Source organism: Rhizobium sp. 01L419, from assembly GCF_056400025.1.
Genome location: NZ_JBFTSM010000008.1, coordinates 225,638 through 251,647, shown reverse-complemented (window position 1 = coordinate 251,647; position 26,010 = coordinate 225,638). Strand labels below are relative to the sequence as shown.

32 protein-coding genes are annotated in these 26,010 nt (G+C 60.8%); 17 read left to right on the top strand and 15 right to left on the bottom strand.

Annotated elements, in window-relative coordinates:
- Positions 1–28 precede the first annotated feature (28 nt).
- Positions 29–994 (top strand): homoserine kinase, encoded by a 966-nt coding sequence (locus AC1DUP_RS18015; protein WP_113297194.1) that lies wholly within the window; start codon positions 29–31, stop codon positions 992–994.
- Positions 991–1,443 (top strand): ribonuclease HI, encoded by a 453-nt coding sequence (gene rnhA / locus AC1DUP_RS18010; protein WP_113297193.1) that lies wholly within the window; start codon positions 991–993, stop codon positions 1,441–1,443. Before AC1DUP_RS18015 ends, rnhA begins: the two co-directional genes overlap by 4 nt.
- Here rnhA and AC1DUP_RS18005 read toward each other — a convergent pair whose 3' ends face one another.
- The 3 genes from AC1DUP_RS18005 to AC1DUP_RS17995 form a co-directional block, all read right to left on the bottom strand.
- A complete protein-coding gene (locus tag AC1DUP_RS18005) occupies positions 1,444–2,520 on the bottom strand; it encodes a zinc-binding metallopeptidase family protein (RefSeq protein WP_477833518.1) in 1,077 nt (358 codons plus the stop codon).
- Between the two features lie 85 nt (positions 2,521–2,605).
- A complete protein-coding gene (locus tag AC1DUP_RS18000; RefSeq protein WP_113297191.1) occupies positions 2,606–2,797 on the bottom strand; it encodes a CsbD family protein in 192 nt (63 codons plus the stop codon).
- Between the two features lie 89 nt (positions 2,798–2,886).
- Positions 2,887–3,492, bottom strand: a complete 606-nt coding sequence (locus AC1DUP_RS17995) for a YqgE/AlgH family protein (protein WP_115035588.1) — start codon at positions 3,490–3,492, stop codon at positions 2,887–2,889.
- 141 nt (positions 3,493–3,633) lie between these two features.
- Between AC1DUP_RS17995 and AC1DUP_RS17990 the strand changes: the two genes are divergently transcribed.
- The 6 genes from AC1DUP_RS17990 (at position 3,634) to AC1DUP_RS17965 (ending at position 7,854) form a co-directional block, all read left to right on the top strand.
- Positions 3,634–4,473, top strand: a complete 840-nt coding sequence (locus AC1DUP_RS17990) for a protein-disulfide reductase DsbD domain-containing protein (RefSeq protein WP_113509641.1) — start codon at positions 3,634–3,636, stop codon at positions 4,471–4,473.
- Between the two features lie 69 nt (positions 4,474–4,542).
- Positions 4,543–5,028 (top strand): peroxiredoxin, encoded by a 486-nt coding sequence (locus AC1DUP_RS17985; protein WP_113509642.1) that lies wholly within the window; start codon positions 4,543–4,545, stop codon positions 5,026–5,028.
- A gap of 176 nt (positions 5,029–5,204) precedes the next feature.
- Entirely contained in the window at positions 5,205–5,333 is a 129-nt protein-coding gene (locus AC1DUP_RS17980; RefSeq protein WP_477833515.1) for a hypothetical protein, read from the top strand.
- A complete protein-coding gene (locus AC1DUP_RS17975; protein ID WP_477833513.1) occupies positions 5,330–6,070 on the top strand; it encodes a metal ABC transporter ATP-binding protein in 741 nt (246 codons plus the stop codon). Before AC1DUP_RS17980 ends, AC1DUP_RS17975 begins: the two co-directional genes overlap by 4 nt.
- Positions 6,067–6,939, top strand: a complete 873-nt coding sequence (locus AC1DUP_RS17970) for a metal ABC transporter permease (protein WP_477833511.1) — start codon at positions 6,067–6,069, stop codon at positions 6,937–6,939. The genes AC1DUP_RS17975 and AC1DUP_RS17970 overlap by 4 nt, the downstream gene beginning before the upstream one ends.
- A 15-nt stretch (positions 6,940–6,954) precedes the next feature.
- Positions 6,955–7,854: a metal ABC transporter substrate-binding protein gene (locus AC1DUP_RS17965; protein WP_113297185.1), complete on the top strand. Its 900-nt coding sequence runs from the start codon at positions 6,955–6,957 to the stop codon at positions 7,852–7,854.
- 66 nt (positions 7,855–7,920) lie between these two features.
- Here the strand turns inward: AC1DUP_RS17965 and AC1DUP_RS17960 are convergent, their stop codons facing one another.
- The 6 genes from AC1DUP_RS17960 to thrC all read right to left on the bottom strand — a co-directional run bounded on the left by AC1DUP_RS17960 (position 7,921) and on the right by thrC (position 15,174).
- Positions 7,921–8,229, bottom strand: a complete 309-nt coding sequence (locus AC1DUP_RS17960) for a Dabb family protein (RefSeq protein WP_113509645.1) — start codon at positions 8,227–8,229, stop codon at positions 7,921–7,923.
- Between the two features lie 103 nt (positions 8,230–8,332).
- A complete protein-coding gene (locus tag AC1DUP_RS17955) occupies positions 8,333–8,758 on the bottom strand; it encodes a hypothetical protein (protein WP_113297183.1) in 426 nt (141 codons plus the stop codon).
- 135 nt (positions 8,759–8,893) lie between these two features.
- Positions 8,894–11,806, bottom strand: a complete 2,913-nt coding sequence (locus AC1DUP_RS17950) for a sensor domain-containing phosphodiesterase (protein WP_113309881.1) — start codon at positions 11,804–11,806, stop codon at positions 8,894–8,896.
- Positions 11,803–12,417: a GNAT family N-acetyltransferase gene (locus tag AC1DUP_RS17945; RefSeq protein ID WP_477833507.1), complete on the bottom strand. Its 615-nt coding sequence runs from the start codon at positions 12,415–12,417 to the stop codon at positions 11,803–11,805. The genes AC1DUP_RS17950 and AC1DUP_RS17945 overlap by 4 nt, the downstream gene beginning before the upstream one ends.
- Before the next feature lie 30 nt (positions 12,418–12,447).
- On the bottom strand, positions 12,448–13,746 hold the full coding sequence (locus AC1DUP_RS17940; RefSeq protein ID WP_113297180.1) for a M16 family metallopeptidase: 1,299 nt from the start codon (positions 13,744–13,746) through the stop codon (positions 12,448–12,450).
- Between the two features lie 27 nt (positions 13,747–13,773).
- Positions 13,774–15,174 carry a threonine synthase gene (gene thrC / locus AC1DUP_RS17935; protein WP_477833505.1) on the bottom strand — a complete coding sequence of 467 codons (1,401 nt, stop codon included), beginning with the start codon at positions 15,172–15,174 and terminating at the stop codon, positions 13,774–13,776.
- A gap of 270 nt (positions 15,175–15,444) precedes the next feature.
- Here thrC and AC1DUP_RS17930 point away from each other — a divergent pair, with 270 nt between their 5' ends.
- Positions 15,445–16,134 carry a hypothetical protein gene (locus tag AC1DUP_RS17930; protein WP_477833601.1) on the top strand — a complete coding sequence of 230 codons (690 nt, stop codon included), beginning with the start codon at positions 15,445–15,447 and terminating at the stop codon, positions 16,132–16,134.
- A 6-nt stretch (positions 16,135–16,140) separates the two neighbouring features.
- Here AC1DUP_RS17930 and AC1DUP_RS17925 read toward each other — a convergent pair whose 3' ends face one another.
- Both AC1DUP_RS17925 and AC1DUP_RS17920 read right to left on the bottom strand, forming a co-directional pair.
- Entirely contained in the window at positions 16,141–16,683 is a 543-nt protein-coding gene (locus AC1DUP_RS17925) for a hypothetical protein (RefSeq protein WP_477833503.1), read from the bottom strand.
- A 142-nt stretch (positions 16,684–16,825) separates the two neighbouring features.
- The gene (locus tag AC1DUP_RS17920; protein ID WP_477833501.1) at positions 16,826–17,515 is read right to left on the bottom strand and encodes an HAD family hydrolase; all 690 of its coding nucleotides are present in this window, start codon (positions 17,513–17,515) and stop codon (positions 16,826–16,828) included.
- A 159-nt stretch (positions 17,516–17,674) separates the two neighbouring features.
- Here AC1DUP_RS17920 and AC1DUP_RS17915 point away from each other — a divergent pair, with 159 nt between their 5' ends.
- From AC1DUP_RS17915 to AC1DUP_RS17905, 3 genes are all read left to right on the top strand, one after another.
- Positions 17,675–18,343, top strand: coding sequence for a GntR family transcriptional regulator (locus tag AC1DUP_RS17915; RefSeq protein WP_477833599.1), 669 nt, complete (start codon positions 17,675–17,677; stop codon positions 18,341–18,343).
- 192 nt (positions 18,344–18,535) lie between these two features.
- Positions 18,536–19,126, top strand: coding sequence for a biotin transporter BioY (locus AC1DUP_RS17910; RefSeq protein WP_477833498.1), 591 nt, complete (start codon positions 18,536–18,538; stop codon positions 19,124–19,126).
- Positions 19,123–19,548 (top strand): DUF1284 domain-containing protein, encoded by a 426-nt coding sequence (locus AC1DUP_RS17905; protein ID WP_477833496.1) that lies wholly within the window; start codon positions 19,123–19,125, stop codon positions 19,546–19,548. Before AC1DUP_RS17910 ends, AC1DUP_RS17905 begins: the two co-directional genes overlap by 4 nt.
- On the opposite strand, the gene AC1DUP_RS17900 is transcribed toward AC1DUP_RS17905, so the two are convergent.
- The gene (locus tag AC1DUP_RS17900; RefSeq protein ID WP_477833494.1) at positions 19,545–20,231 is read right to left on the bottom strand and encodes an ArsR/SmtB family transcription factor; all 687 of its coding nucleotides are present in this window, start codon (positions 20,229–20,231) and stop codon (positions 19,545–19,547) included. The genes AC1DUP_RS17905 and AC1DUP_RS17900 overlap by 4 nt on opposite strands.
- A gap of 72 nt (positions 20,232–20,303) precedes the next feature.
- Between AC1DUP_RS17900 and AC1DUP_RS17895 the strand changes: the two genes are divergently transcribed.
- The 3 genes from AC1DUP_RS17895 (at position 20,304) to AC1DUP_RS17885 (ending at position 22,269) form a co-directional block, all read left to right on the top strand.
- Positions 20,304–20,633, top strand: a complete 330-nt coding sequence (locus AC1DUP_RS17895; RefSeq protein ID WP_477833492.1) for an NIPSNAP family protein — start codon at positions 20,304–20,306, stop codon at positions 20,631–20,633.
- Positions 20,630–20,989 (top strand): antibiotic biosynthesis monooxygenase family protein, encoded by a 360-nt coding sequence (locus AC1DUP_RS17890; RefSeq protein ID WP_477833490.1) that lies wholly within the window; start codon positions 20,630–20,632, stop codon positions 20,987–20,989. The genes AC1DUP_RS17895 and AC1DUP_RS17890 overlap by 4 nt, the downstream gene beginning before the upstream one ends.
- A gap of 149 nt (positions 20,990–21,138) precedes the next feature.
- Positions 21,139–22,269 carry a DNA methyltransferase gene (locus tag AC1DUP_RS17885; protein WP_477833488.1) on the top strand — a complete coding sequence of 377 codons (1,131 nt, stop codon included), beginning with the start codon at positions 21,139–21,141 and terminating at the stop codon, positions 22,267–22,269.
- Between the two features lie 122 nt (positions 22,270–22,391).
- Here AC1DUP_RS17885 and AC1DUP_RS17880 read toward each other — a convergent pair whose 3' ends face one another.
- The 3 genes from AC1DUP_RS17880 to mutY are packed head-to-tail and all read right to left on the bottom strand — an operon-like array spanning position 22,392 to position 24,469.
- Positions 22,392–22,757, bottom strand: coding sequence for a nuclear transport factor 2 family protein (locus AC1DUP_RS17880; protein ID WP_477833486.1), 366 nt, complete (start codon positions 22,755–22,757; stop codon positions 22,392–22,394).
- Between the two features lie 3 nt (positions 22,758–22,760).
- The gene (locus AC1DUP_RS17875; protein WP_477833484.1) at positions 22,761–23,375 is read right to left on the bottom strand and encodes an HAD family hydrolase; all 615 of its coding nucleotides are present in this window, start codon (positions 23,373–23,375) and stop codon (positions 22,761–22,763) included.
- A 2-nt stretch (positions 23,376–23,377) separates the two neighbouring features.
- Entirely contained in the window at positions 23,378–24,469 is a 1,092-nt protein-coding gene (mutY, locus tag AC1DUP_RS17870) for an A/G-specific adenine glycosylase (protein ID WP_477833482.1), read from the bottom strand.
- 97 nt (positions 24,470–24,566) lie between these two features.
- Between mutY and AC1DUP_RS17865 the strand changes: the two genes are divergently transcribed.
- Positions 24,567–25,055: a DUF721 domain-containing protein gene (locus AC1DUP_RS17865; RefSeq protein WP_113509797.1), complete on the top strand. Its 489-nt coding sequence runs from the start codon at positions 24,567–24,569 to the stop codon at positions 25,053–25,055.
- Positions 25,056–25,252: 197 nt separating this feature from the next.
- On the top strand, positions 25,253–25,951 hold the full coding sequence (locus AC1DUP_RS17860) for a DsbA family protein (protein ID WP_113297256.1): 699 nt from the start codon (positions 25,253–25,255) through the stop codon (positions 25,949–25,951).
- The last annotated feature ends 59 nt before the right edge of the window (positions 25,952–26,010 follow it).

Genomic DNA, 26,010 nt, shown 5'->3' with positions numbered 1-26,010 from the left:
ACACCGGTTCTACAGTGAGATATCTACCTTGGCAGTTTATACCGATATCGCCGAAGACGATCTGAAATGGTTTCTCACCGAATATGATGCCGGCACGTTGCTCTCCTACAAGGGCATCGCCGAAGGCGTCGAGAATTCCAACTTTCTGATGCATACCTCAAAAGCGCCGCTCATCCTGACGCTTTACGAGAAACGGGTGGAGAAGGGCGATCTGCCGTTCTTTCTCGGCCTGATGCAGCATCTGTCCGCCCGCGGCCTGTCCTGCCCGCTGCCGCTCCCGCGCAAGGATGGCGCGCTGCTGGGCACGCTGTCGGGCCGTCCCGCCGCACTCATCTCCTTCCTGGAAGGCATGTGGCTCAGAAAGCCAGAAGCCAAGCATTGCCGCGAAGTCGGCAAGGCGCTGGCGCAAATGCATGTCGCCGGCGAAGGTTTTTCGCTGACGCGGCCGAACGCCTTGTCGCTCGAAGGCTGGCAGACGCTCTGGGACAAGTCCGAGGCCCGCGCCGACGAGGTCGAGCCCGGCCTGCAGAACGAGATCCGCAGCGATCTCAATTTCCTGCGCGCCTATTGGCCGAAGGATTTGCCTGATGGCGTCATCCACGCCGATCTTTTCCCCGATAACGTCTTCTTCCTGGGTGACGAGCTTTCGGGGCTCATCGATTTCTATTTCGCCTGCAATGATCTGCTCGCCTATGACGTTTCGATCTGCCTCAACGCCTGGTGCTTCGAAAAGGACGGCGCCTACAACATCACCAAGGGCACGCAGATGCTGGAAGGGTACCAGAGCGTGCGTCCAATGAGCGATGCAGAGATCAAAGCTCTGCCGGTGCTTTCCCGCGGCTCGGCGCTACGCTTCTTCCTCACCCGTCTCTACGACTGGCTGATGACGCCGGAAGGCGCGATGGTGACCAAAAAGGATCCTTTGGAATATCTGCGCAAGCTGCGCTTCCACCGCCAGATTTCCTCGCCCGCCGAATATGGACTGAGCCTATGAAGCATATTGATATCTTCACGGATGGCGCGTGCTCCGGCAATCCCGGGCCCGGCGGTTGGGGGGCGGTCCTGCGCTATGGCGACGTGGAAAAGGAACTCTGCGGCGGCGAGGCGGAAACCACCAACAACCGCATGGAACTCCTGGCCGCTATTTCCGCGCTGACTGCTCTGAAGGAGCCCTGCGAAATCGATCTCTATACCGACAGCGCCTATGTAAAGGACGGAATTTCCAAGTGGATTTTCGGCTGGAAGAAGAACGGCTGGAGGACATCGGATAACAAGCCGGTGAAGAATGCCGAACTCTGGCAGGCGTTGGAAGAGGCGCGCAACCGGCATAAGGTTACGCTCCATTGGGTCAAGGGCCATGCCGGCCATCCTGAGAACGAACGCGCCGACGAACTCGCCCGCAAGGGAATGGAGCCCTTCAAGAAGAGCAAGAAGGCAAGCTGATCAGGCCGCCTGCCGCTGGTCTGCCGCAGCATTCTGTATCAGCCGGTGCATATATTCGAGCTTCGTCACGACAGGCGGTGACAGCACGAAGGGATAGGAATCCGGCTGCCCCATGCTGCGCTGGATCGCATTGATCGCAAGGCTGAGCGGCACCCAGGCGCCGACGAGCTGTTCGGCGCTCTGGGCGCGATAGGGATTGAAATCCACCTCACCAGCAATCTCTTCATGCCCGCGCGGATCGATCGCGATGCCAAAGCTGCGCGCCGTTTCCAGCGTATCGACGATGTGCAGGTAATGTGCGAAGCATTCTGCGAAATCCTCCCAGGGGTGGACGGAGGCGTAGGCGCTGATGAAGCTGTCCTGCCAGCCGGCAACGGGTCCGTTGGCATAGCGGTCCTGCAACGCCGTCCCATAGTCCCGTCGCTCGTCGCCGAAGACGGCGCGGAATTCGTCGAAGCCATCGCGGTCGTGCACCAGCTTGTTCCAGATGAAGTGCCCGGTCTCATGACGGAAATGGCCGAGCAGGGTGCGATAGGGCTCATCCATTGCCGTGCGCGCCAGCTCGCGGGTCACGTCGTCTGCTTCGGCTGCACGGATCGCGATCAGCCCGTCCTCATGGCCGGTCATGGCCGGTACGACATTGCCGTCATTCTGCACGGTGTCTTCGAGAAAATCGAAAACGAGGCCGCCTTGCGGGTCGTCCTGCCGGTCCGGATGCGGCAGGTTCCAGCGCAGTAGCGAGTAGAACAGGTGGCGCTGCGCCAGGCTGATACGGCGCCAGCGGTCGATACCATCTTGCGTGTCGGTATTCGGCACCAGCCGGTTATGGCGGCAGGTAATGCAGAAATCATTGTTGTCATCGACCAGCCAGTTGCAGATGTCGAGGCCCGCATTGGCGCAGAACTGTACGAGCCGGTTCGGATCGGAGACGAGCTGCCAGTTCGCCTCGTCGCGCGATTCCAGCGCATGCATGGAAAGATCGCCCGCAAAGAAGCCGAGGCGATGGTTGCAGCGCACGCACTGCCTGTTGTCGAAATGGATGACCTGATCGCAATTGTCGCAGGCAAACAACCTCATGGCAGCCTCCTACAGGCGGGTATGACGGAAAATGCCCGCCGCACATGGGTGCGACAGGCATTGCATGTGCGGATGAAACGAGGCGTCACAGCCGGTCGACAGCGCCCTTCAGCTTGTCCTTGACCTTGCCGCTCGCGACCTGGGCCTTACCCTTGGCTTCCTGCACATTGCCCTTAGCCTGCATTTCGCGGTCGCCGGTGGCCTTGCCGGCAGTCTTCTTTGCCTTGCCGGCCATCTCATTGACCTTGCCGGAAATCTTGTCGCCAGTGCTACCCATGTGTGTGTCTCCTTTCGGATCACGGACGGAGTGTCCGCGCTTGCCGACTGAAAACGCGAGTGACCGAATTTCGTTCCGGAATGATGCGGTCAGGCGTGGCCGGCTTCGGCCGAAAGCATGGCCGGCGTCACGCCCATGCTGGCAAGCGCCCGCTCATACTTGTCATCGAGGCAGCGATCGAAGATCAGCTCCTCATTGGCCGCGCAATTGAGCCAGCCATTGGAGGCCACCTCGTTTTCGAGCTGGCCCGCACCCCAGGAGGAATAGCCGAGCAGCATGGTAGCCCGCTTCGGGCCGCCGCCCTTGGAGATGGCGCGCACGATATCAAGCGTCGCCGTCAGGCAGATATCGTCGCTGACGGGGATGGAAGAGTCGCTGATATAATCGTCGGAATGCAGCACGAAACCGCGACCGCTTTCGACCGGCCCACCGGTTTGGATCGGAAACTCACGCGCATCTTTCGGCAGCACGATGGAATCTTCCTGCTTGATCATGTCGAGATGTAGCAGAACATCGGTGAAGGTCAGGCTTTGCGGGCGATTGATGACGAAGCCCATGGCCCCTGCATCCGAGTGGGCGCAGATATAGATCACTGTGCGCGCGAAGTTACGATCCTCCATGCCGGGCATGGCGATCAGGAACTGACCGTCGAAAAATCCGCGTTCCCGTCTGTTCTTCAGCGTTGCTAGGGACATGGTTCCTCCTGCCGCCAGACCGCACAAAGGCTCCGACAAGAGAAACATGGGGCAATGTCACAAATCAATCAACTGAAAATGAAGATTTAAATGGGCAGGACTTCTGGCGGCTATTGGCAAGTTTCGATAAACCCTTGTTCCATGAGAGTTATTTCTTTGCTCGCGCGGCCCCTGTTGATTGCAGTCATTTCGGCGGCGTCCGTGCTTCCATTGTTGCGTCAGGCGCATGCGGAAATGAGCGACTGGGCGGAGAACGAAGGTGGCCGCATGCGTCTCGTGGCGCTGCCGCCGGACGCTGACGGCCATATAAAGGCAGGCCTGCAGATCGAGCCGAAGCCCGGCTGGATCACCTATTGGCGTGAACCGGGCAATAACGGCATCCCGCCGCAGGTCACCATCGCACCGCAAAGCGGCGTCACTCTTGACGCCATTTCCTATCCCGCTCCGAAATATATCTCCAGCAGCAAGGCCGAGGATATCGGCTATGAGGCGCCGGTGACCCTGCCTTTGTCGCTGACGGCTTCGAAGGCAGGTCCGGTCGTTCTTGACGCCACCGCCTTCATCGGCATCTGTAAGGATATCTGCATTCCTTTCCAGGCGCAGCTTTCATTGAAATTCGGTGGTGCCGCCCAGTCGCGCCCACAGGAGGAAATGATCCTTCAGAGCGCCGCTGCCCGCCTTCCCGAAGCGCCGTCTGCCGATTTCGAGGTCGTAGCACACATTATGTCGCCCGACCTGAAGCAGCTCTCCCTGAAGATCACTTTGCCGGAGGCGGGAAGCGGCACGCCCGACATCGTCGTTACCGGACCGAGCGGTTATGCCTTCACCAAGCAGATGAATGTTGCGCGCAGCGGCAAGGCCTATTCCACCGACATCGCCATCGGCAAGCTGCCGAAGAACTATCACACCAGCGGCAAGCAATGGCGGGTGCTTATCATCGACGGCGCACGCGCCATGGAAAGCACGCTTGCCTTTGATTGACCGCATCTTATAGTCCCTCTCGATCCCCCGCGGCCGTGCCGCGACCAGCCAGAACCGAGGAGAAAATCCATGACCATCGCGATCGGCGACAAGCTCCCTGCCGCCACCTTCAAGGAAAAGACTACCGACGGCCCGGTCGAAACCACGACCGAGCAGCTTTTTGCCGGCAAGCGCGTCGTGCTCTTCGCCGTGCCGGGCGCCTTCACGCCCACCTGTTCGCTGAACCACCTGCCGGGCTATCTGGAAAACCGCGATGCCATCCTCGCCAAGGGCGTTGACGACATCGCCGTCCTTGCTGTCAACGACTGGCATGTGATGGGCGCCTGGGCGCAGTCGTCGGGTGGTCTCGGCAAGATCCATTTCCTCGCCGACTGGGATGCCGGTTTCACCAAGGCAGTCGGTCTCGACGCCGATCTTTCCGGCGGCGGCCTCGGCGTTCGCTCCAAGCGTTATTCCATGCTGGTTGAGAATGGCGTCGTAAAGTCGCTCAACGTCGAGGAAACGCCCGGTCAGGCAACGGTTTCCGGCGCGGCTGCAATGCTCGAACAGCTCTGAGGTCCATTTCCGCAGATCGAATGCTGGGGCGCCTTCGGGCGCCCTTTTTTGTTTTGATCAAACGATCGGTGTCTGGTCCCTCGACCGCAGGCCGCCGCATTGATCGAATCGCTTGCCTCATTCTCGCCGCATTTGTTATAACATAACGGTAATGTTATTACATAAAAGGAATGAGCATGTCACCCGCCCCTGAACGTCTCGCCATCAGTCTTCTCGGGCAATCGGCACTTTTGCGTGCAAGCGGCGCGATTGCTGTCGTCGCCCTGCTTTGGCTCGCCATTCACTGGGCAGTTCTCCTGCCATGAACACGCCTGACATCCGCCTCGACAACCTCACTGTCTCCTATGACCGTCATCCCGCCGTTCATCATCTCTCCGGCACGTTCGAGCCCGGCAGCCTGACGGCAATCGCCGGACCGAATGGCGCGGGAAAATCCACGCTGCTGAAGGCGATCATGGGGGAACTGCGCCCTGCCGAGGGGCGGGTGGAGCGCCGGCTGCAACGCACTGATTTCGGCTATCTTCCCCAGGCGGCAGAGATCAACAGGCGTTTCCCGATCTCGGTGCTGGATATCGTCCTGCTCGGGAGCTGGCGTTCGGCGGGCGCCTTCGGCCGCATCGCAAAGCAAGACACTACGTCTGCCCGCGCCGCACTCTCCACCGTCGGTCTGGAAGGGTTCGAGAAGCGCCATATCGGCTCGCTTTCGGCCGGCCAGTTCCAGCGCGTGCTCTTCGCCCGCCTGCTGCTGCAGGATGCTCGCATCATCCTGCTCGACGAACCGTTCACCGCCATCGACGCCCGAACGACAAGGGACCTGCTCGACATCGTGGTCCGCTGGCATGGCGACGGCCGGACGGTGATCGCCGTGCTCCATGATTTCGAGCAGGTGAGGGCGCATTTCCCGGAAACCTTGCTGCTTGCCCGCCGGCTGATCGGCTGGGGGGCGACGCAGGAAGTCATGTCGTCTGCCAATCTTCTACAGGCCCGCGTCATGGCCGAACGCTGGGACGAGGATGCCGAAGCCTGCGAGCCGGCGGCATGACGGCTTACGATATCTTCTTCGCCCCATTCGCCGACTATGGCTTCATGCGCCGCGCGCTCGTCGCTTGCCTGTGCCTTGGTCTCGGTTCCGGCCCCATCGGTGTTTTCCTGATGCTTCGCCGCATGAGCCTGATGGGAGATGCCATGAGCCATGCCGTGCTGCCCGGTGCTGCGGTCGGCTATCTCGTTGCCGGCTCGCTGTCGCTGACCGCAATGGGCATTGGTGGTCTCGTGGCGGGTCTCTCCGTTGCGCTGCTGTCCGGGGTCGTCAGCCGCATGACCGTGCTGCAGGAGGATGCGAGTTTCGCAAGCTTCTATCTGGCGTCACTGGCCCTGGGTGTCCTCATCGTCTCACTGCGCGGTTCGAACATCGATCTGCTGCACGTGCTTTTCGGTACGATCCTTGCCATTGACGCGCCGGCGCTGACACAGATTGGTGCCATCACGTCGGTCACATTGCTGGCGCTTGCGATCATCTACCGCCCGCTGGTCGCGGAATGCTTCGATCCGGGCTTCCTGCGCGCCGTCGGCGGGCGCGGGCCGGTCTATCATTTTCTTTTCCTGCTGTTGGTGGTGTTGAACCTTGTTGCGAGCTTCCAGGCGCTCGGCACATTGATGGCCGTCGGCCTGATGATGCTGCCGGCGGCGGTCGCCCAGCTCTGGTCTCGCAGCCTGCCGGCCATGATGACGACAGCGACGGTGAGTGCCGCAGCCTCCGGCTACCTCGGCCTCGTCGCGTCATATCACCTCGAACTTGCCTCCGGCCCGACGATCATCATGACAGCAGCCCTGCTTTACGTCCTCTCCATCTTCTTCGCGCCGTCGGGCCTTGCCCGGCGTTTCTTCCCCCGCCCGCATCTGAAGGGCTGATCACAGGAGACACCAATGATATCTCGCAGACTGCTTCTTTCCGCGGCCTTGCCCATGCTGATGACGCTTTCGGCCGTGCCGGCTTCCGCCGAAACGCTGAAGGTCGTTGCCTCCTTCACCGTGCTTGCCGATGTCGTCCGCCAGGTCGGCGGCGATCACGTCAAGGTCACGAGCCTCGTCGGACCGAACGGCGATCCCCATGAATTCGAGCCGTCGCCGGCCGATGCCAAGGCGCTGAATGCCGCTAAAGTCACCTTCGTCAGCGGCGAGGGGCTGGAAGGCTGGATGGACCGCCTGATCACTGCCTCCGGCTACAAGGGAAATCCGGTCACGGTGTCAGAGGGCATCGACACCCGCACGATGGAAGAGGATGGAAAGACTGTTACCGATCCGCATGTCTGGAACAGCCCTGTCAATGTGAAGGTCTGGGTCGCCAATATCGAGAAGGCACTTTCCGCTGCCGATCCGGTCGATGCGGCAGCCTTCAAGGCGAATGCTGAAAAGTACACGAAGAAGCTCGACGAACTGGATGCCTATGCACATTCCAAGTTCGACAAGATCGCCGAGAACAGCCGCAAGGTGCTGACCAGCCACGATGCCTTCGGCTATTTCGGCCGGGAATATAATGTCAGCTTCCTGGCACCCCTCGGCCTGTCGACCGAAAGCGAAGCATCGGCGGCCGACGTTGCCAAGCTGATCGAACAGATCAAGCAGGAACACGTGAAGACCTATTTCTTCGAAAACTCCAACGATCCGCGGCTCGTCAAGCAGGTTGCTACCGCGACCGGTGCCGAGCCGGGCGGGGAGCTTTACGTCGAATCGCTGTCGGACGCCAAAGGCCCGGCGCCGACCTACGAAAAGATGTTCCGCTACAACGTCGACCGGCTCTCCACCGCCATGGCGAAGTCAAGCTGAGCTTCGTCGGGAATGACGCAATTCCGGACGGAAAAACCGCTACACATTTTTCCTGGAATTGCTTCGTCAGATAACGAGATCGAAAACCAGGAGGCCGGCCAGGCCTCCGTCCGTCGACGAGACGATGCGCTCGCCGACGGCCACATGCTCTGGATGCACGAGATAGGTATCCCGGGCCTCCGGGCTTTCGAAGGTCACTGCAAAACCGTCGACGAAACCGCCATGCAGCCCCTCGGGTGAAACATTCGGCCCGTATTTAATGTCAAGAATTCCCGGAATCACTTGCTTCAGCGCCACGATGGCTTCGAACAGCGCCTGCTTGTCATCTGGTGTAAAAGCGCTCTTCAGCCGCATGAATACGCAGTGCAGGATCATAGGGTACCTCCCGGTTTTGTTTGCGGGCAGAATAACGACGAAAGCGGCGAGGGCAACGATATTTCGCGCCCGCAGTCGCCGGATCTGGCAAAAGCCACCCCGCCTACATCTGGTCCGCTGCGACCACCTGACGGTTATAGATCTTGCGGACGAGATCGTTGGACAAGGCGCGTGCAGTGCTTTTCTGCTCTTCCGTCATCGGGCGGCAGGTATCCTTGAGATTCGAGCCGTCAATCACTGTCGCTGCCCCGGAATTGGCGATGACGATATGCCAGCTGCAAGCGGCGACTTTGTCGACGATCACAGCGCCGCGACAACCGGTAGAGAGGCAGAAGGCCACGGTGACCTGCGCGCCATGATCTCCCTTATGAGCCAGGGCATAGGCCGCCTGAAAGTTCTTTTTCAGGGTTTCACAGCGCGCCGGCGCCGCTGTCGCCAGGCAGCTCAGCGAGGGCGGATGAATTTCGGCGGCGTAGACCGGAGAGACGCAAAAGGCGCCCATCGAGAGGGCGAGCAGAAGCTTCAGCATCGGATTTTCCTTGTTGCGCTGAGGCAGAGGCGCATATCGGCGGCCAATGGTCAATGGCCGCCGCAAGCAGGGAAAGCAGTATCGAGCGGAGAGGTGCCAATCCCCCGGAAAAAACCGATGAAACAAGCTTCGGGATCAGGCCCGCTTCGTTAACGGAAACCGTTCCCTCAAGAGCCGCAGCACCGACTCCGACGGCATCGGCGGGCCGAAGAGATAGCTCTGACCGTAGCTGCAGCCCATCTTGGCGAGTTCGATCGCATCCTCGTTGGACTCGATGCCTTCCGCCACGACCTTCATGTCCAGCTCGCGCGCCATGGAAATCACCGATTTCAAGATGGTCGCCTTCTTGTCGCTGTTGTCGCGCACCAGCGCCTTGTCGAGCTTGATCGTGTCGAAGGGGAAGCGTGTAAGATAGGCGAGAGAGGAATGGCCGGTGCCGAAGTCGTCAAGCGCCAGGCCGAGGCCTGCTTCCTTCAGCTTCTGCAGCACGAGGCGCGCCTGTTCCGGATTCTCCATCACCATGGATTCCGTCAGCTCGAGCTTCAGCTGCGAAGGATCAAATTGGGTCTTCGCCAGCACCGAGCGGACGTCGTCGTAGAGTTCGTTGTTGAGAAGCTGCACGCTGGACAGATTAATGGAGACGAAGATAGGCAGTTCGCCGGTCTGGTTCTGCCAGGCCATCAGGTCGTTGGTCGCCTGTTCCAGCGCGAAGATGCCGAGCGCGCCGATGATGTCGGACGCCTCGGCGATCGGAATGAATTCGGACGGCGGGATATTGCCGCGCTTGGGATGTTCCCAGCGCATCAGCGCCTCGAAGCCGGCGATCTCGACATCCTCCAGCCGTGCGATCGGCTGGTAGACCATCGAAAGCTCCTTGCGCTCGATGGCGCGGCGAAGATCCGATTCGAGCTGCAGGCGGTCGGTGCCGAAATCGCGGAAGGCCGGCTGGAACGGCTCCACGCGGTTGCCGCCGGCGCGTTTGGCGCGGTACATGGCAAGCTCGGCGTCACTGAGCAAGCCCGACGCGCTCTCCTGCTGGTCTACCCAGGAGGTGAGGCCGATGGAGGCCGTCAGGATGATCTCCCGGTTGGAGAAGTTGATCGGCACCATGATCGCCTTGCTCATCGCATCGGCGAAATCCGCGACCTTGGCCGGATCGTGCTCGGAAACGAGAATGAGGCCGAACTGATCGCCGGAAAGGCGTGCCAGCGTATCCTGCGGTTTCAGGAGGCGACGCAGGCGGCGGGTGAGTGCGATCAGGATATTGTCACCGGCGGCGACGCCGAGGGAATCGTTGACCAGCTTGTAGCGGTCGATGTCGATCACCATGACGGTCGGGCGCAGCGTTTCGCCGCCCGGCGCCAATGTCAGCACTGACTGCAGGCGGTCGAGGAAGACCTGCCGGTTGGGCAGGCCCGTCAGGTTGTCGTGCAACGCATCTTGCAGCAGCCGCTCGACGGAATTCTTCTGCTCGGTCACGTCGACGATCGTGCCGACGCAGCGAATGATCTCGCCATTCGAGCCGAGAACCGGCCGCGCGCGGATCAACAGCCAGTGGAAATGGCCGTCTTCGGCGCGGATGCGGAACTCGTGGTTCAGCCGCCCGCGTCGGTGCTCGAGCAGCACGTCGAGTGTGGCGCGGAAGCGGTCGCGATCATCGGGGTGCAGCCGCGGCAGCCAGTTCCGCGCCGCCCCATGCATCATGCCCGCCGATAGTCCGAGCTTCACGGAAACGTCGGGAATGGTCACCACACGGTCGCGCGCCACGTCCCAGTCCCAGACCATGTCCCCCGAACCCGTCAGCGCCAGCGACTGGCGCTCCAGATCGGAGAACAGTCCCTGCTGGAATGCGCCGCCCGCAAAGGCGTGCTGCATGACGGTAAAGCCGATCAGAAGCACGATAAGCACGAGACCGCCGCCGAGCGCCGGCTGGATGATGTCGTTGTCGAGCCGACCGGTCACCGTCAGCCACGCGCCGAAAAGCCAGACGAGCGTCAGCGCCCAAGCCGGCACGAGCAGGATGGCGCGGTCATAGCGGTTGAAGCCGAGATAGATGATGAGCAGCAGGCCGGTCGCCGCCGTCAGCGCGAAGGAAAGCCGCGCGATACCGGCTGCAATCGATGGATCATAGATCGCAACGCCGAACAGCAGGGCGAGACCCAGCACCCAGGCAAGCGTCGCATAGCCTAGATGCACATGCCATCGGTTGAGATTGAGATAGGTGAACAGGAAGATCACGAAACTGGAGGCGAGCGCCACCTCCGCACAGGCGCGCCATATTCGTTGATCCGCCGAGGCGACACTGATCAGCTTTCCGAGAAAGCCGAAGTCGACACAGATATAACCGAGCACCGCCCACGCGAGAGCCGCGGTCGCCGGCAGCATCGAGGTACCCTTGACGACAAAGAGGATCGTCAGGAAGACGGCGAGCAGGCCGGCAATGCCGAGAACGATGCCGCGATAGAGCGTGAAGGCGTTGATCGTATCCTTATAGGCGTCCGGCTCCCACAGATAGATCTGCGGCAGGTCGGGCGTCGCGAGCTCGGCAACAAAGGTGATGACGGCGCCGGGGTTCAGAGTGATGCGGAAGACGTCAGCCTCGTCGCTCTGCTGGCGGTCGAGCGCGAAACCTTCGCTCGGCGTGATCGCGATGATACGTTGCGAACCGAGGTCGGGCCAGAACAGCTTGGAATTGACGAGGCGGAAGTGCGGCGCGACGATGACGCGCTCAAGCTGCTCTTCCGAGACGTTGGCGAGCGCAAAGACCGCCCAGTCGCCCTGATGGTTTTCCGAACTCGAGCGCACCTCGATGCGCCGGCGGATGCCATCGGCACCGGCCGCGGTCGAAACCTGGAAGGCTTCGCCCTGATTGGCGTAGATTTCGGTGGTGGCAGTCAGGTCCAGCGCAGTGTCGTCGCGGGAAATCTTGACCGGTTCGGCCGCCTGCACGGTTCCCGCCGCAAGGGCGAGTACCGACAGGAGAAGGGCTGCGATCACCGCGATCATTCGTCCGGACGGTGACGTCGGCAGCATGCGGTCTTTGTTCATCGGCTGTTGGGTTTCCTGCCTGTATCCGCGTCGGTGACTAGGCGTGAAAACATCACGTGATCATGCCACTGACCGTTGATCTTCAAATATCCGCGCAGGTAGCCTTCCCGCTGGAACCCGGCTTTCTCAAGCAGGCGAATGCTCCGTGCATTCTCTGGAATACAGGCTGCTTCGATACGGTGCAACTCAAGCCCTGCGAAGATATAGGGAATAACCAGTTGAAGTGCGGCGAACATATGGCCCTGGCCGGCATAACGCTCGCCCATCCAATAGCCGATCATGCAGCTCTGGGCGGCACCCCGGCGGATATAGCCGATGGTGATGCCGCCGACGAGCGCCGTGTCCTTCTTCTGGAAGATGAAGAGCGGGATCGCCTGTCCCGAGGCATATTCCTGCTTGCCGCGGATCACCCGGGCGCGAAAAGAGCCTTCGGTCAGCTCGTCGCGCCGCCATGTCGGCTCCCAGGGTTCCAGAAAGCGGCGGCTGTCGGCGCGAAGCCGGTGCCACTGATTGAAATCCTGGTAGCGCGGCAGGCGCAGGACATATTTATCGTTTTCAAGTTCGACCGCTTCGGGCTGTCGCGAAAGGAACCGAAAAACCGATTTTGGCATCGATAACCCCCGGCGCAACGGATGTGGCGGTCAGCGGCTTGCGAGCTTCGTCTTCGGTGCCGGAACCGAAAGCGAGGCGGTGATGTCTTCCATCGGGGCAAGCTGCTCAAGCGGGCCGATCGCCGAAAGCGTCGGGACCGTATCGTAGAAGAGGCGACCGGCAAGATCGGTCAGGCGCTCGATGGTGATGCCTTCCAGGCGTTCCATCATCTCCGGATTGGAGATCGGACGGCCGTAGAGCATCATCTGCCGGGCGACCTGGCCGGCCCGCGCCGCAGGACTTTCCTGGCCCATGAGAAGCTGCGCGCGGATCTGCGCACGGGCTCGCTCGATTTCCTTCTGGTCGATGCTGTCGGCCGACTTGTGCAGCTCGTCGATGATGACGGGCACCAGCTCCGGCAGGTTTTCGCCGCCGGTCGCGGCATGGATGCCGAAGATGCCGGTATCGGAAAAGCCCCAATGGAAGGCATAGACCGAATAACAGAGGCCGCGGAACTCGCGCACTTCCTGGAACAGACGGGAGGACATGCCGCCGCCGAGGATATTGGCGAGGATCTGCGAGCAATAGAAATCGCGGGCATGGTAGGCCTTGCCCTCGAAGCCGAGCAGGATCTGCGCGTCCATGAGATCGCGTGGCTCGCGCACATTGCCGCCGATATAGCGCGCAGCCTCCATGACCGGCGGAGCATTGGGCTGGGTCGGCAGGCTGGCGAAGCGGTCTTCGACCATGCGGACGAATTCGTCATGCTGGACGGCGCCCGCCGCCACCACGAACATCCGGTCGGTCGTGTAATTGCGGCCGAGATAAGAGCGGATCTGTTGCGGCGTGAAGGAAACGACGGTTTCCGGCGTGCCGAGGATCGGCCGGCCGAGGGTCTGACCGCGATAGGCCACCTCGGAGAAGCGGTCGAAGACGACGTCGTCGGGCGTGTCGTTGGCCGCGTTGATCTCCTGCAGGATAACCTGCTTTTCGCGCTCCAGCTCTTCTTCCTCGAAGGCGGATTCCGTCAGGATATCCGCAAGGATATCGACGGCGAGCGGCACGTGGTCCTTCAATACGCGAGCATAGTAGGACGTCGTCTCGGTGGAGGTTGCGGCGTTCACTTCGCCGCCGACATCCTCGATTTCCTCGGCGATCTCACGGGCGGAACGTCGCCCCGTTCCTTTGAAGGCCATGTGCTCGAGCAGGTGGGCAATGCCGTGCTCGTCTTCCGTCTCGTTGCGCGAACCTGATTTGATCCAGACTCCGAGCGCAGCGCTTTCAAGGTGCGGCATGGTCTGTGTGACTACTGTCAGCCCGGATTTGAGCCGGGTGCACTCAACTGTCATGTGCTATCTTTCTGCGCCTGCCGTCATCTAGCTGCGGGCATGCTTGCCGATAAAGGTTTCAACCGCTTTGAGCTCGGGCTCGATGATCTGGAAGCGCTCCTCCCTGTGCATCAGATCAGCAAGCCACGTCGGAAGCGCCGGGTCAATACCGGAGGCGGATTTTACGGCCGCCGGGAATTTCGCCGGGTGGGCGGTCGCAAGCGTCACCATCGGGGTATCAGCCTTTTCCCGCTTGGCGGCCACGAAGACGCCGATAGCCGAATGCGGATCGAGCAGATAGCCGGTGTCCGCATAGGTCTTGCGGATCGTTTCAGCCACCTGGCGTTCGCTCGCGCGGCCGGCGCGGAAATCCTTCCTGATGAACTTCAGCGCTTCGGGCGAAATCTCGAACCCACTGGATTGCTTGAGGCTTTCCATGGCGGCGCGCACCTTGGACGCGTCGCGGTCATAGGCTTCGAACAGCAGCCGCTCGAAGTTGGAGGATATCTGGATATCCATTGATGGAGAGGTCGTCGCCTTCACCGCCTTCATGTCGTAACGGCCGGTCTTCAGCGTCCGCGCCAGGATATCGTTCTCGTTGGTGGCAATGACGAGCTTGTCGATCGGCAGCCCCATACGCTTTGCACAGTAGCCGGCGAAGATGTCGCCGAAATTCCCCGTCGGTACGGTGAAGGAGATCTTCCGGTCCGGTCCGCCCAGTGCGATCGCTGTCGTGAAATAATAGACGATCTGGGCCATGATGCGCGCCCAGTTGATCGAGTTGACGCCCGAGAGCTTCACCTTGTCGCGGAAGGCCGCGTCGTTGAACATGGCTTTGACGAGGTTCTGGCAATCGTCGAAATTGCCTTCGACGGCGAGCGCGTACACGTTGCCGGCCGTCGACGTCGTCATCTGCCGCTGTTGTACCGGCGAGACCTTGCCATGGGGGAAGAGGATGAAGATGTCGGTGCGGTCACGGCCGGCAAAGGCGTCGATCGCAGCGCCACCCGTATCGCCCGAGGTGGCGCCGACAATCGTCGCCCGCTCGCCGCGCTTCTCCAGCGCATAATCCATCAGGCGGGCGAGAAGCTGCATCGCCACGTCCTTGAAGGCGAGCGTCGTGCCGTGGAAGAGCTCCATGACGAAACTGTTCGGGCCGGTCTGCACCAGCGGCGCGATCGCCGGATGACGGAAAGTGCCGTAGGCCTCGTCGATCATCGCCCGGAAGGTTTCGTCGGGAATTTCGCCATTGGTGAAGGGCGATAGGATGGTGAAGGCGATCTCCTGATAGCTCTTGCCGCGCAGCGCCCGGATTTCCTTTTTGGAAAAGCTCGGCCATTTGCGGGGAACGTAGAGCCCGCCATCGCGCGCCAGCCCTGCCAAAAGGGCGTCGCAAAAGCCGAGGGAAGAGGCCTCGCCGCGGGTCGAGATATAGTCCACGTTCGTCATCCTTGATCTATGGCTGGAGAAATTCGGTGCGCAAATGAGATGCTGCCTTCACCGAAAACCGGGAACCTGCCGGCACGCCGGGGCACCATCGCAGGTATCTCATTGAACTTGCCCGCATCCGGCGCCGAAAAGTGCATCAAAACGGTGCTTACCCAATCGATTTTTCTTTGCGCCGCTGATATAGACCATCGCCAACTGTCATGAAAGGCCTTGCGCAAAAGTCGCAAGAACCTACAGGAACCTAGAAAAAGCGTTCGCAAGGGATGGAATATCGTGCTCGGCAAGGTCTCTCGTTTCGTCGTTTCTGCATCGCTCCTTGCTGCTCTTGCCAGCTGCAATTCGCTTGGCCTCGGTGGCGACAGCAAACCTGAAGCTGCTGCTGCCAGCAGCGGCCCCGCTCCGCTACAGCCGAACGGCAATGCCCAGATCATGCCGGTAGCCCCGACCAATCCGTCGTCGAACCAGGCCCCGATCGGCACCGGCGTTACCGCACAGGGCGCGGTCGCACCCGTTGTGCAGGGCGCATGCCCACAGATTTTCCTGCGCGATCAGGATGCGATCTTCCGCACCTATGCGAAGGGAGCAAAGACAGGCGACGCGCAACAGGTGGTCTTCCAGGCCTCCTTCGGTGATTATACGCGCCAGTGCACGCTGAACGACACAGCGCTTTCCATGACCGTCGTGGCCCAGCTTCGTCTCGTCGCCGGTCCAGGCGGTACGCCGGGTCCGGTCACCCTGCCGATCCGCATCTCGGTACTGGACGGTCAGGACGTGCTGTCATCGGAAGTCATCAATTTCCCGACCGAGATTCCGTCGGGCTCATCTGCCACGCAGGTCATCTTCCGTCATGAAGGCGTCAAGATGCCGGTCGGCTCCGGGGCACTCGTCCGCGTCAACGTCGGCTTCGACAATCAGCCGGCCAAGAATGGCGGCAAGGGCGCGAAGAAGAAGAGCAGCTGACGGCTCTCAGGGCTCTCCGTCGATCACAACCCACGCATTCGCGATCGGCTGTCCGTTAAAATGCGGGAAGTCGTTGCCGAGGAAATTCTTGAGGTCGTTGATCGCGTCGATCACCCTGTCACGACTGTCGACGAAATTTATGTCGGTATTGCCGCTTGCAAGCCGGGCCGTCAGGTTGATACAGCCGACACTCGCCAGAAATCCATGGCCCGGATGCACCAGGATTTCCGTGCGGTTTCCGGTATTCAGCAGTTCGAGGCCCGGCTTCGGCGTTTGATCGGGGTCGTTTGAAACGAGGTAGCCGATCGTGAGGTAGTGGGAGCCTGCTTGCGTCGCAAGCGGATAGCGGCCTGCTTCAATTCGCCTGCCGTTGCCCCGCACTCTGTTGTCACCCGGTCCCTTCGTTTCCACTGAGGTTCCGGAGAGGCCATCGCGGGCATTGCCATTGTGGTGGATCTGGTAAGTTCCGATTGTGCGGGTTCTGCCGTGGCGGTTTTGCTCGCTCTGCCGGTTGATGAACAATTCCCAGCCTTGTCCCATGATGGGCATGACGTCCTCCTCCGTCTAAACTGGTGAGCCGGCGGAAAGCGTCGATCAGCCTCGGAGCCGGTGGATCGGAAAATCCACCGAGACCATAACATGAACTCTAGAGTTGCATAACAAAATAGCGCCCGCAGGCCCTGCGAGGCGTTTAAAGCACGCCTTCCCATTCCGCCAGAGCCGCGACGACACCCGGCAGATCGTTCATGCGCGAGATGACAGTCTCTGCACCCGCGTCCGTCAGCTTGTCGGCATGCGAAGGGTAGGTGTGCGAGCCGCCGGTAAAGCCGATGACCCGCATGCCGGCAGCACGCGCTGCATGAACGCCGTGGGTGGAATCTTCGACGACGACTGTCTTGGAAGGCGAAACGCCCATCTGGCTTGCGCCGTGCAGGAAGATATCCGGCTTCGGCTTGGCGCGGTCGGGGCCGAGATCCTTGGCCGAAAAGATGTTGGGCGCAAAGAGTTGCTTCAAACCGACCTTGCCCAGCATCATGTCGAGCCGCTGGCTTGAGGAGTTCGAGCAGATGCAGCGCTGCATCGACAGGCGGCTGACGGCGAATTCGACGCCGGGAATGGCCTGGACTTCCTGCTCAAGCCGGATGTCCAGAAGCTTTTGCGACTTGTCGAGCAAGGATGCCGAGATCGGAATGCTGGCTTCCCGTTCGATCTGGAAGAGGATGTCTTGCCAGGTCAGGCCGGCGAAGCGCTCGTTCATTTCCTCGACGCTGATCGGATAGCCTGCTTCCGTCAGCAGCTTGGATTCAACATCCGCTGCAATGATTTCGGAATCGACCAGAACGCCGTCGCAGTCGAAGATGATGAGGTCGAAGCCGTCCATATACTCATGCCTTGTTTGGGGATGATGTGGCTTTACACGATGGCTGCCGAAAGCTCAACCGACGACGGGGCATGGCTGGATTGCGCCGCGCGGGCGGCTTTGCGGTAACGGCTGTCATACGACCTCGACAAGCCCTGCAGGGCTCGCTACTTGATGGCAATGAACAGGGAACCCGAAGATACCATAGCCGCGCGTATTGCCCGCGTGCTTGCAGAGCGCATCGTGCATGGTGAGCTTGCGCCCGGTGCCCGTCTCCGGCAGGACCATATTGCCGAAGAATTCGAGACCAGCCATGTGCCGGTGCGCGAGGCCTTTCGCCGGCTGGAGGCGCAGGGGCTGGCGATCAGCGAACCGCGCCGTGGCGTGCGCGTCGCCTCCTTCGATCTCGCCGAAGTACGAGAAGTGGCGGAAATGCGCGCCGCTCTCGAAGTGCTCGCCTTAAAGCACGCCGTCCGCCACCTGACGCCCGCCATTCTGGATGCTGCGGAAGAGGCGACGCGCGAAGGCGATGCAGCCGCCGATGTCCATGCCTGGGAAGAGGCAAACCGTCGCTTCCACCGCCTGATCCTCACGCCTTGCGCCATGCCGCGCCTGCTGGCCTCGATCGACGATCTGCATGCGGCAAGCGCCCGCTTCCTCTTCTCCGCCTGGCGTTCGGGCTGGGAAAAGCGCACCGATCATGACCACCGCGCCATTCTTGCGGCACTTCGCCAGGGCAAGGCGGAGGAGGCCGCTGCCATTCTCCAGAAGCATGTGCAGTGGATCGGACGTGCTCCGCAGCCCGTCCAAAAGGCCGGAGAGCGGGAAGCTTTTGCCATCGTCGGCTGAATTTCAAGAAATTATAGATAATTTCAGAAGGCGTGAAGTATCCTGATTTTCAGGGATTTCGGCGTGTCTTTATGTTGCTTATAATCCGATTGCATTCAAATTCCATGCATCCTCTCTTGCGTCGCGCAAAAATCTCCGCCATCAAATAGATGGGAATCAAAAATTATCTATAATTTTGAAAAGGAGAATTTCATGTCTATCTCTGACCAGCCCCGTCACCTGGCATTCGATCCGCTGCGCCTCTCCGCACGGTCGCTAGCGGTCAAATATCTCTTCGTTCTGGCCGGCACGCTGGTGCTGGCGCTTGCCTCGCAGATAGCGGTGCCGATGGTGCCGGTGCCGATCACCATGCAGACCTTCGCCGTCACCATGATCGGCGCGCTCTACGGTTGGCGCCTCGGTGCGCTCACCGTTCTTGCCTGGCTGGGCGAGGCCATGCTCGGCGCACCTGTGCTGGCAAATGGTTCCGGCGGCCTTGCGCCCTTTGCCGGCCCGACGGCCGGTTATCTCGTTGCCTTTCCGCTGATGGCGCTGATGGTCGGTTGGCTCGCCGAGCGCGGCTGGACTGGCGACAAGATTATCAGAAGCTTCACCGCTCACCTTGCCGCAAACATCTTCTGCCTTGTTCTCGGCGGCCTCTATCTCGGCTCGCTGATCGGTGCGGAAAAGGGTTGGCTGCTCGGTGTAGCCCCCTTCATCCTCGGCGGCGTGCTGAAGTCTGCGCTTGCAGCGGCGGTGCTCAAGGGCATCCGCATTTATGGCGGCCGGGCAGAGATGCATTGACCGTCAGGCTGCGCGCCCATCATCTGCTCTGCATGCTGACATTTGTCGGTGAAGGCTACACTCCGGCCTTCACCGCCAACTACCGCCGCATCGCAGAGCGTCTCTCGGCCGGAGAGGAGATCGAAATCGTCTCCGGCCCCGATGATATCTGTGCTCCCTTGTTGTCCGAGGCTTCGGCGCATTGCCTTCTGCCCGGTCCGAAGGCCAGGGACGAAGCTGCCGCCGAAGCTGTGGGCAGGCTGTTGGGCATGCGGGTAGATGAGGGCGCTCGCCTCATTCCCGATAAGGCCCTGCTGAAAAGACTACGCCGCGGTTTCGCTGCCGATACCATCCGCAATGCCTGCGCGGATTGCGAATGGAGCGAACTCTGCAGCACGGTCGCACATGGTCATTTCCGGAATGTGCTGGTAGCGCCTTGCTAGGTTTCCAGCGGAAACAATTTCAGAAACTGTCGCTCGCCTTCGGTGGAGAACATCACCGACCGGCTTTCCGGCATTCGCCGTGCCCAGCCCTTTTCCATGAAATTCGCGAGCAATGCCTTGCCGAGGCTTCCGGCGAGATGGGCGCGGCGTTCGCTCCAGTCGAGGCAGGAGCGGCAGAGCGGCCGGCGCGAGGATTTGAGGCTGCCGACATCGATGCCGATACATTGCAGATCGCTCTCGCCCTTGGCCGTCACCGCGAGACCGTCGCCGATGGCATCGATCGATCCCGTCGCAACCAGGCTGTCCAGCATGCGTACGCCGTAATCGCCGGCGAGGTGGTCGTAGCAGATGCGCGCCTTGCGCAACGCCGGGTCCTTCGGGCCGGGCTGGTGGCGCAGATGCCCTCGACTTGCCGCAAGGCCCATCATGCTTTCGATCAGCCGGGCCACCGCTTCGTCGGCCAGCGTGAAATAGCGGTGCCGTCCCTGCTTGCGCTGAGCCAGCAGACCGCCGGCTTCCAGCTTGGAGAGATGGCTGCTCGCCGTCTGCAGCGTGATGCCGCCGGCCGCTGCAAGCTCCGTTGCCGTCAGTGCACGGCCGCCCGTCAGCGCCGCCAGCATGTTGGCGCGCGCCGGATCGCCGATGAGCGCGCCGATCTGCGCAATGTCAGGGCCTTCTTTCATACTTCGATCGTAGCCGAAGCATTCTCGTACGGCAATGTGGGAAAACTCCTCTCACACGAAAGGAGAAAACCAATGATCACCTGCTTCATCCGCTACGAGATCGACCCCTTCCGCAAGGATGCCTTTGCCGAATATGCCCGCAACTGGGGGCAGGCGATCCCGAAAAACGGCGCTGACCTGATTGGCTATTACGGCCCGCATGAAGGTTCGGCGACGACGGCCTATGGTGTCTACAACATCGAAAGCCTCGCAGCTTACGAGGCTTATCGCGCGCGGCTTGCCGCCGATCCGCTCGGCCGGGAAAATTATGAATTCGCCCGCCGTGAGCGTTTCATCCTGAAGGAAGACCGCGTCTTCCTGAAGAATGTATCGGCCCCTCATGCCAGTCTGGTGCTGCCATGATCGCCGTCATCTTCGAAGTTATCCCCTATGTCGGCGAGCGCCATCGATATCTGGACCTGGCAGGGGAACTCAGATCCGAACTCGAAAAGATCGACGGCTTCATTTCCATCGAGCGTTTCGAGAGCTTGACGATGCGCGGCAAGATCCTCTCGCTTTCCTTCTTCCGGGATGAAGAGGCGGTGCGTGAGTGGCGCAACCTCGAAGCCCATCGGGCGGCCCAGAAGGCCGGCCGCAACGGTATTTTCGCCGATTATCGCCTGCGCATCGGTCATGTTGTCAGGGACTATGGCATGGTCGAGCGTGCCGAGGCGCCCGATGATAGCAGGCAGGTCCACATGCCCCATGCGGCGGAGTGAAATTGGGGTGGGCGCGGTCATGCGTCCGCCTCTCATTGATACGCCAAGCGGAATATTTTCCCGAAATCGGCCAGCGCTTCAGGCTTTGGTAACCAACTTGCGTAACCATAATGGACAGTTAAGCGTAAAGCGTATGGGTGAGTATCTACATGGCGTCTGTTTATCCGCTTGCCGACCTTAAGACTTCCGTCAAGCCGGGCTCTTGGGTCGACACGATCATCAAGGGTGATTGCGTTGCAGCCCTTGAGGCTCTTCCGAGCCAGTCCGTTGACGTCATCTTTGCCGATCCGCCCTACAATCTCCAGCTCGGCGGCACGCTGCACCGGCCGGACCAGTCGCTGGTCGATGCCGTCGATGACGAATGGGATCAGTTTGCCTCCTTCGAGGCCTATGATGCTTTCACCCGCGCCTGGCTGCTTGCCTGCCGCCGCGTGCTGAAGCCGACGGGCACGATCTGGGTCATCGGCTCCTATCACAACATCTTCCGCGTCGGTGCCACGCTGCAGGATCTGAACTTCTGGATCTTGAACGACATCGTCTGGCGCAAGACCAACCCGATGCCGAATTTCAAGGGCCGCCGTTTCCAGAACGCCCATGAGACGATGATCTGGGCAAGCCCGAACGCCAAGGCCAAGGGATACACCTTCAACTACGATGCCATGAAGGCCGCCAATGACGACGTGCAGATGCGCTCCGACTGGCTGTTCCCGATCTGCAGTGGCAACGAGCGCCTGAAGGGCGAGGATGGCAAGAAGGCCCATCCGACCCAGAAGCCGGAAGCGCTGCTTGCCCGCGTCATCATGGCTTCCTCCAAGCCCGGCGATATCATCCTCGATCCCTTCTTTGGTTCGGGAACGACCGGCGCCGTCGCCAAACGCCTTGGCCGGCACTTCGTCGGCATCGAGCGCGAGCAGGACTATATCGATACGGCCTCTGCCCGCATCGCCGCCGTCGAGCCGCTCGGCAAGGCGGAACTGACTGTCATGACCGGCAAGAAGGCCGAAGCCCGCGTCGCCTTCAACGTGCTGGTCGAAAGCGGCCTCATCAAGCCCGGCCAAGTGCTGACGGATGCCAAGCGGCGCTACAGTGCTGTGGTGCGCGCCGATGGCACTGTCGCCTCGGGCGGCGAAGCCGGCTCCATTCATCGCCTCGGCGCGAAAGTGCAGGGCCTTGATGCATGCAACGGATGGACCTTCTGGCACTTCGACGACGGGCAATCCCTGCGCCCGATCGACGAGTTGCGGTCCATTATCCGCAGTGACCTCGCAAAGGTGGGTTGAGCAGCACCTTGCAAGGTTGACACTAACCCTTCTTCCGGTTTGTACCTCCAGTTACGGAAGAAGAAAAAGAAGCCCGGAGTCGAAGGACCCCGGGCTTCTTGTTTCAGGACTGGAACTCTTCTTCAGAACTCCTGATAGTCAGTCACATCGACCCGCGTGACCTTGCCGTCTTCGTTGAAGGTGATTGTTTCCTCGCCCTCGCGGATCAGCGGCGTTCCGGTCTTGCTGTGCGTCGCCCGGACGGACCACACGGCACGGCCGGAGAGCGGCGTCAGCCTCTCGACCAGCGAATTTTCGGCTGTCTGATCCGGATAATCATCGAAGTAGCGGCGGAATGCGGCCATGATCTCGGCCCGGCCGGCAAGGCTGCCGACGCCGTTGGAGACATAGGTCGCATCCTCGGCGAACCAGTTTTCGATTTCAGGAAAATCGAGATCGTTGATCGCGGCGTGGAAGCGGTCGATGGCCGTTGCGGGGTCGAAGCTCATGGCTCAGGCCTTCAGTCCGTAGGTGGCGAGATCGGCGCGCAATTTGTCGGCGCCGGTAAAGAGCACGGCATTCCAGCCGGCAGCCTTGGCACCTTCGATATTGGCAGGTGCATCATCGATGAAGATCGTCGCGGCCGGATCGAGGCCGAAGCTCTTCACATGCGTTTCGTAGATCGCGATATCCGGCTTGATGAGGCCGACATCCCCGGAAACGGTCACGCCACGGGGTTTCCTAAGGAAGGCGAAGCGCTCCTGCGCCTCGCGGAACGTATCGGAGGCGAAGTTCGTCAGCATCGTTACGTCCCGGCCTTCATCGATGAAGCCTTCCATGATCGCGACGCTGTCTTCATAGGCATGTGGCACCATCTCGTGCCAATGCTTGCGGAAGCCGCGGATATGCTCTTCGCGGGTCGGATGCTGCTCGATCAGCAATGCTTCGGCATCCGCCCAGGTGCGGCCGCGGTCCTGCTCGACGTTCCAGTCGTGGGTGCAGACATTGGCAAAAAACCAGTTGCGCTCGGCCTCATCGGGAATGAGGCGGCTGAAGGGAAGAAGCGGATCGTAATGAATAAGAACTTTGCCGATATCGAAAACGATATGCTTGATGTCGTTTGCCATAATCATCCCTTGGCTGTTTTGAACGCGAGAGGAATAGCCGCTGCGATCGCTTTTTTCATGATAGTCGGGAGCGCCTGAGCTTCAAGATTTGTAACCGGCTCCCACCATCCGTCATTGATTTGAACGCGATCGGCAATCGCCGCGCGGAAGATCGAAAGCCTGAGTTCGAAATGGGTGAAGACGTGCGTCACGGTGCCCGAACTTTGCCAGTCAGCATTGAAAGGAGCCGCTTTCGTTGACGTCTCTCCGTCCTGCCGCGCAGTCCACGCCGTCGTCGGAATTTCCGTCATGCCGCCCAGCAGGCCGCTTTCGATGCGCCGTCGCAGCAGGATATCACCATCGGAAGTGACTGCGACGAAGGCCGCACCGCGTCGGACCGGTTTTTCCTTTTTGGCGGCCTTGACCGGAAACTGCTCGGGATCATGCAGCCTGAGCGCCTCGCACGATCCGTTGAAGGGACAGAGCGAGCAGGCCGGGCGCTTCGGCGTGCAGATCGTCGCGCCGAGATCCATCATCGCCTGGGCGAAATCGCCAGGCCGATCGGCCGGCGTCAGCAGCGCCACCTTCTGGCGCATCAGCGGCTTGCCTGCCGGAAGCGGTGTGGCGATGGCATAGAGCCGTGAGATCACCCGTTCCACATTGCCGTCCATCACGGCCGCCTGCCGGTTGAAGGCGATTGCCGCGACCGCCGCCGCGGTATAATCGCCGATGCCGGGCAGGGCTTTCAGCCCCTCTTCGGTATCGGGAAAGATGCCGCCATGCTGGCTCGCAACGGCCTCGGCGCATTTCTTCAGATTGCGCGCCCGCGCGTAGTAGCCAAGCCCCGCCCAGGCGGCCATCACCTCTTCACCAGGCGCTTTTGCGAGATCGGTCACTGTCGGCCACTTCATCAGGAAATTGGCAAAGTAGGGCTTTACCGCCTGCACTGTCGTCTGCTGCAGCATCACTTCGGACAGCCAGACGCGATAGGGATTCGCCTTGATGCCGCGTTTGGCCATGGGCGGCGAAACCCGCCACGGCAGGTCGCGATGATGGCGGTCATACCATTCGAGGAGAGCGGAGGCGGTCGGCGCGTCCAGTGTATGTATCGTCATTATTTGCCGCGATCGGGGGAAGTGCTCTATACTTGGCGAAGCAGTGCGGCGCGATCAAGCCGGTAGCCTCGAATGGCCGCCATTTACCAAGGTTTCGATGAGTTATCCACGCAAAGGTGAAAAGCAGATTTCCGAGCTGACGAACGGCATCATCGATCCCGTTCTCGCTCGTCGTGCCGGCATCAACAGCGCGCTTCTCGGCTCATGGGACGAAATCGCCGGCGAGGATTTCGCCGATTGCACCCGGCCGGAAAAGATCGCCTGGGCGCGCGGCGGTGATGACGGCAGCTTCCGACCCGGTGTGCTGACCATCGCGTGTGAAGGTGCGCGCGCTCTTTTTCTGACCCACGCGCAAGGCGAACTCATCCAGCGCATCAACAGCTTCTTCGGCTTCGCCGCCGTCCAGCAGATCCGCATCGTCCAGAAGCCGGTCTACCAGCAGGTCAAACGCTCTCGCGCACCCCCGCCGCTGAAGGGCGAAGCCGCCCGAAAGCTGGAAGGCATGATGCAGGGCATAGAGGACGACAAACTGCGCCAGGCGATCGCCCGCCTCGGTACGGCGGTATTGGGCAAGCGCGGCAAATAGGTTTCGTGCCAGGAATCTGATCCTGTGCGTCGGCAATCGCTGCGATGTGTACCGATAACGCGAAATCTTGCACCCTTTTGACTGTTCGTCTTTCGCAGGTCACAATTCTTTGAAGAAAGTTGGCGAAGCGTGCCTTGTTCGCGGCTTCTGGCCGTTATATCGCACAAGCAGCTGCCACACTTGTTTATGGGGAACCCATGCGCATCTCTGAAATGCAACTGACGAAACGCCAGCTTCTGGGCGGTGTCGCCGCCGCAACCGCATCCATGGCGGTATACGGTACGGCGCAGGCGCAGGCAGCCCCAGAAATCCCGAAGCCGGATGGCGATGTGGACATGGCCAAGGTCATGACCCCGGGAACGCTGCCGGAAATGGCACTCGGCAAGACCGATGCCCCCGTCAAGATCGTCGAATATATGTCGATGACCTGCCCGCACTGCGCCCACTTCCACAACACCACCTTCGATACCATCAAGCAGAAATACGTCGACACCGGCAAGGTCGAGTTCGTCCTGCGCGAATTCCCCTTCGATCCGCGTGCTGCTGCCGCCTTCATGCTCGCTCGCTGCAACCCGCAGAAGCCTGAAGAGCTCGCAACGCCGGAGCAGTATTTCCCGATGGTCGCCATGCTTTTCAAGCAGCAACAGGTCTGGGCTGCCGCCGATGACGGCCGCGGCGCATTGCTGCAAATGTCGAAGCTTGCCGGATTTACTGAGGATAGCTTCACGAAGTGCTTGACGAACCAGAAACTGCTGGATGAAGTGAACGCCACGCGGGAACGCGGTTCCAAGGACTTCGGCGTCAATGCCACGCCGACGTTCCTCATCAATGGCAAGCGCTACTCTGGAGACATGCCGGTTGACACCTTGTCGGCCCTCATCGACAGCCTCCTCTGATCCGTACCGTTTTGCGAAGGCGGGCGACGGCGAAAGCCGCGCGCCCGCTTTTTCGTCTG

Coding starts and splice junctions, on each gene's coding strand:
- AC1DUP_RS17970 (WP_477833511.1), top strand. CDS start 6,067: ATGACGGCTTACGATATCTTCTTCGCCCCATTCGCCGACTATGGCTTC.
- AC1DUP_RS17980 (WP_477833515.1), top strand. CDS start 5,205: ATGTCACCCGCCCCTGAACGTCTCGCCATCAGTCTTCTCGGGCAATCG.
- AC1DUP_RS17885 (WP_477833488.1), top strand. CDS start 21,139: ATGGCGTCTGTTTATCCGCTTGCCGACCTTAAGACTTCCGTCAAGCCG.
- AC1DUP_RS17965 (WP_113297185.1), top strand. CDS start 6,955: ATGATATCTCGCAGACTGCTTCTTTCCGCGGCCTTGCCCATGCTGATG.
- AC1DUP_RS17895 (WP_477833492.1), top strand. CDS start 20,304: ATGATCACCTGCTTCATCCGCTACGAGATCGACCCCTTCCGCAAGGAT.
- AC1DUP_RS18000 (WP_113297191.1), bottom strand. CDS start 2,797: ATGGGTAGCACTGGCGACAAGATTTCCGGCAAGGTCAATGAGATGGCC.
- AC1DUP_RS17910 (WP_477833498.1), top strand. CDS start 18,536: ATGTCTATCTCTGACCAGCCCCGTCACCTGGCATTCGATCCGCTGCGC.
- AC1DUP_RS17975 (WP_477833513.1), top strand. CDS start 5,330: ATGAACACGCCTGACATCCGCCTCGACAACCTCACTGTCTCCTATGAC.
- mutY (WP_477833482.1), bottom strand. CDS start 24,469: ATGACGATACATACACTGGACGCGCCGACCGCCTCCGCTCTCCTCGAA.
- AC1DUP_RS17890 (WP_477833490.1), top strand. CDS start 20,630: ATGATCGCCGTCATCTTCGAAGTTATCCCCTATGTCGGCGAGCGCCAT.
- AC1DUP_RS18005 (WP_477833518.1), bottom strand. CDS start 2,520: ATGAGGTTGTTTGCCTGCGACAATTGCGATCAGGTCATCCATTTCGAC.
- AC1DUP_RS17915 (WP_477833599.1), top strand. CDS start 17,675: ATGAACAGGGAACCCGAAGATACCATAGCCGCGCGTATTGCCCGCGTG.
- AC1DUP_RS17985 (WP_113509642.1), top strand. CDS start 4,543: ATGACCATCGCGATCGGCGACAAGCTCCCTGCCGCCACCTTCAAGGAA.
- thrC (WP_477833505.1), bottom strand. CDS start 15,174: ATGACGAACGTGGACTATATCTCGACCCGCGGCGAGGCCTCTTCCCTC.
- AC1DUP_RS17860 (WP_113297256.1), top strand. CDS start 25,253: ATGCGCATCTCTGAAATGCAACTGACGAAACGCCAGCTTCTGGGCGGT.
- AC1DUP_RS17940 (WP_113297180.1), bottom strand. CDS start 13,746: ATGACAGTTGAGTGCACCCGGCTCAAATCCGGGCTGACAGTAGTCACA.
- AC1DUP_RS17990 (WP_113509641.1), top strand. CDS start 3,634: ATGAGAGTTATTTCTTTGCTCGCGCGGCCCCTGTTGATTGCAGTCATT.
- AC1DUP_RS17950 (WP_113309881.1), bottom strand. CDS start 11,806: ATGAACAAAGACCGCATGCTGCCGACGTCACCGTCCGGACGAATGATC.
- AC1DUP_RS17995 (WP_115035588.1), bottom strand. CDS start 3,492: ATGTCCCTAGCAACGCTGAAGAACAGACGGGAACGCGGATTTTTCGAC.
- AC1DUP_RS17875 (WP_477833484.1), bottom strand. CDS start 23,375: ATGGCAAACGACATCAAGCATATCGTTTTCGATATCGGCAAAGTTCTT.
- AC1DUP_RS17920 (WP_477833501.1), bottom strand. CDS start 17,515: ATGGACGGCTTCGACCTCATCATCTTCGACTGCGACGGCGTTCTGGTC.
- AC1DUP_RS17900 (WP_477833494.1), bottom strand. CDS start 20,231: ATGAAAGAAGGCCCTGACATTGCGCAGATCGGCGCGCTCATCGGCGAT.
- AC1DUP_RS17925 (WP_477833503.1), bottom strand. CDS start 16,683: ATGCCCATCATGGGACAAGGCTGGGAATTGTTCATCAACCGGCAGAGC.
- AC1DUP_RS17960 (WP_113509645.1), bottom strand. CDS start 8,229: ATGATCCTGCACTGCGTATTCATGCGGCTGAAGAGCGCTTTTACACCA.
- AC1DUP_RS17945 (WP_477833507.1), bottom strand. CDS start 12,417: ATGCCAAAATCGGTTTTTCGGTTCCTTTCGCGACAGCCCGAAGCGGTC.
- AC1DUP_RS17955 (WP_113297183.1), bottom strand. CDS start 8,758: ATGCTGAAGCTTCTGCTCGCCCTCTCGATGGGCGCCTTTTGCGTCTCT.
- rnhA (WP_113297193.1), top strand. CDS start 991: ATGAAGCATATTGATATCTTCACGGATGGCGCGTGCTCCGGCAATCCC.
- AC1DUP_RS17880 (WP_477833486.1), bottom strand. CDS start 22,757: ATGAGCTTCGACCCCGCAACGGCCATCGACCGCTTCCACGCCGCGATC.
- AC1DUP_RS17865 (WP_113509797.1), top strand. CDS start 24,567: ATGAGTTATCCACGCAAAGGTGAAAAGCAGATTTCCGAGCTGACGAAC.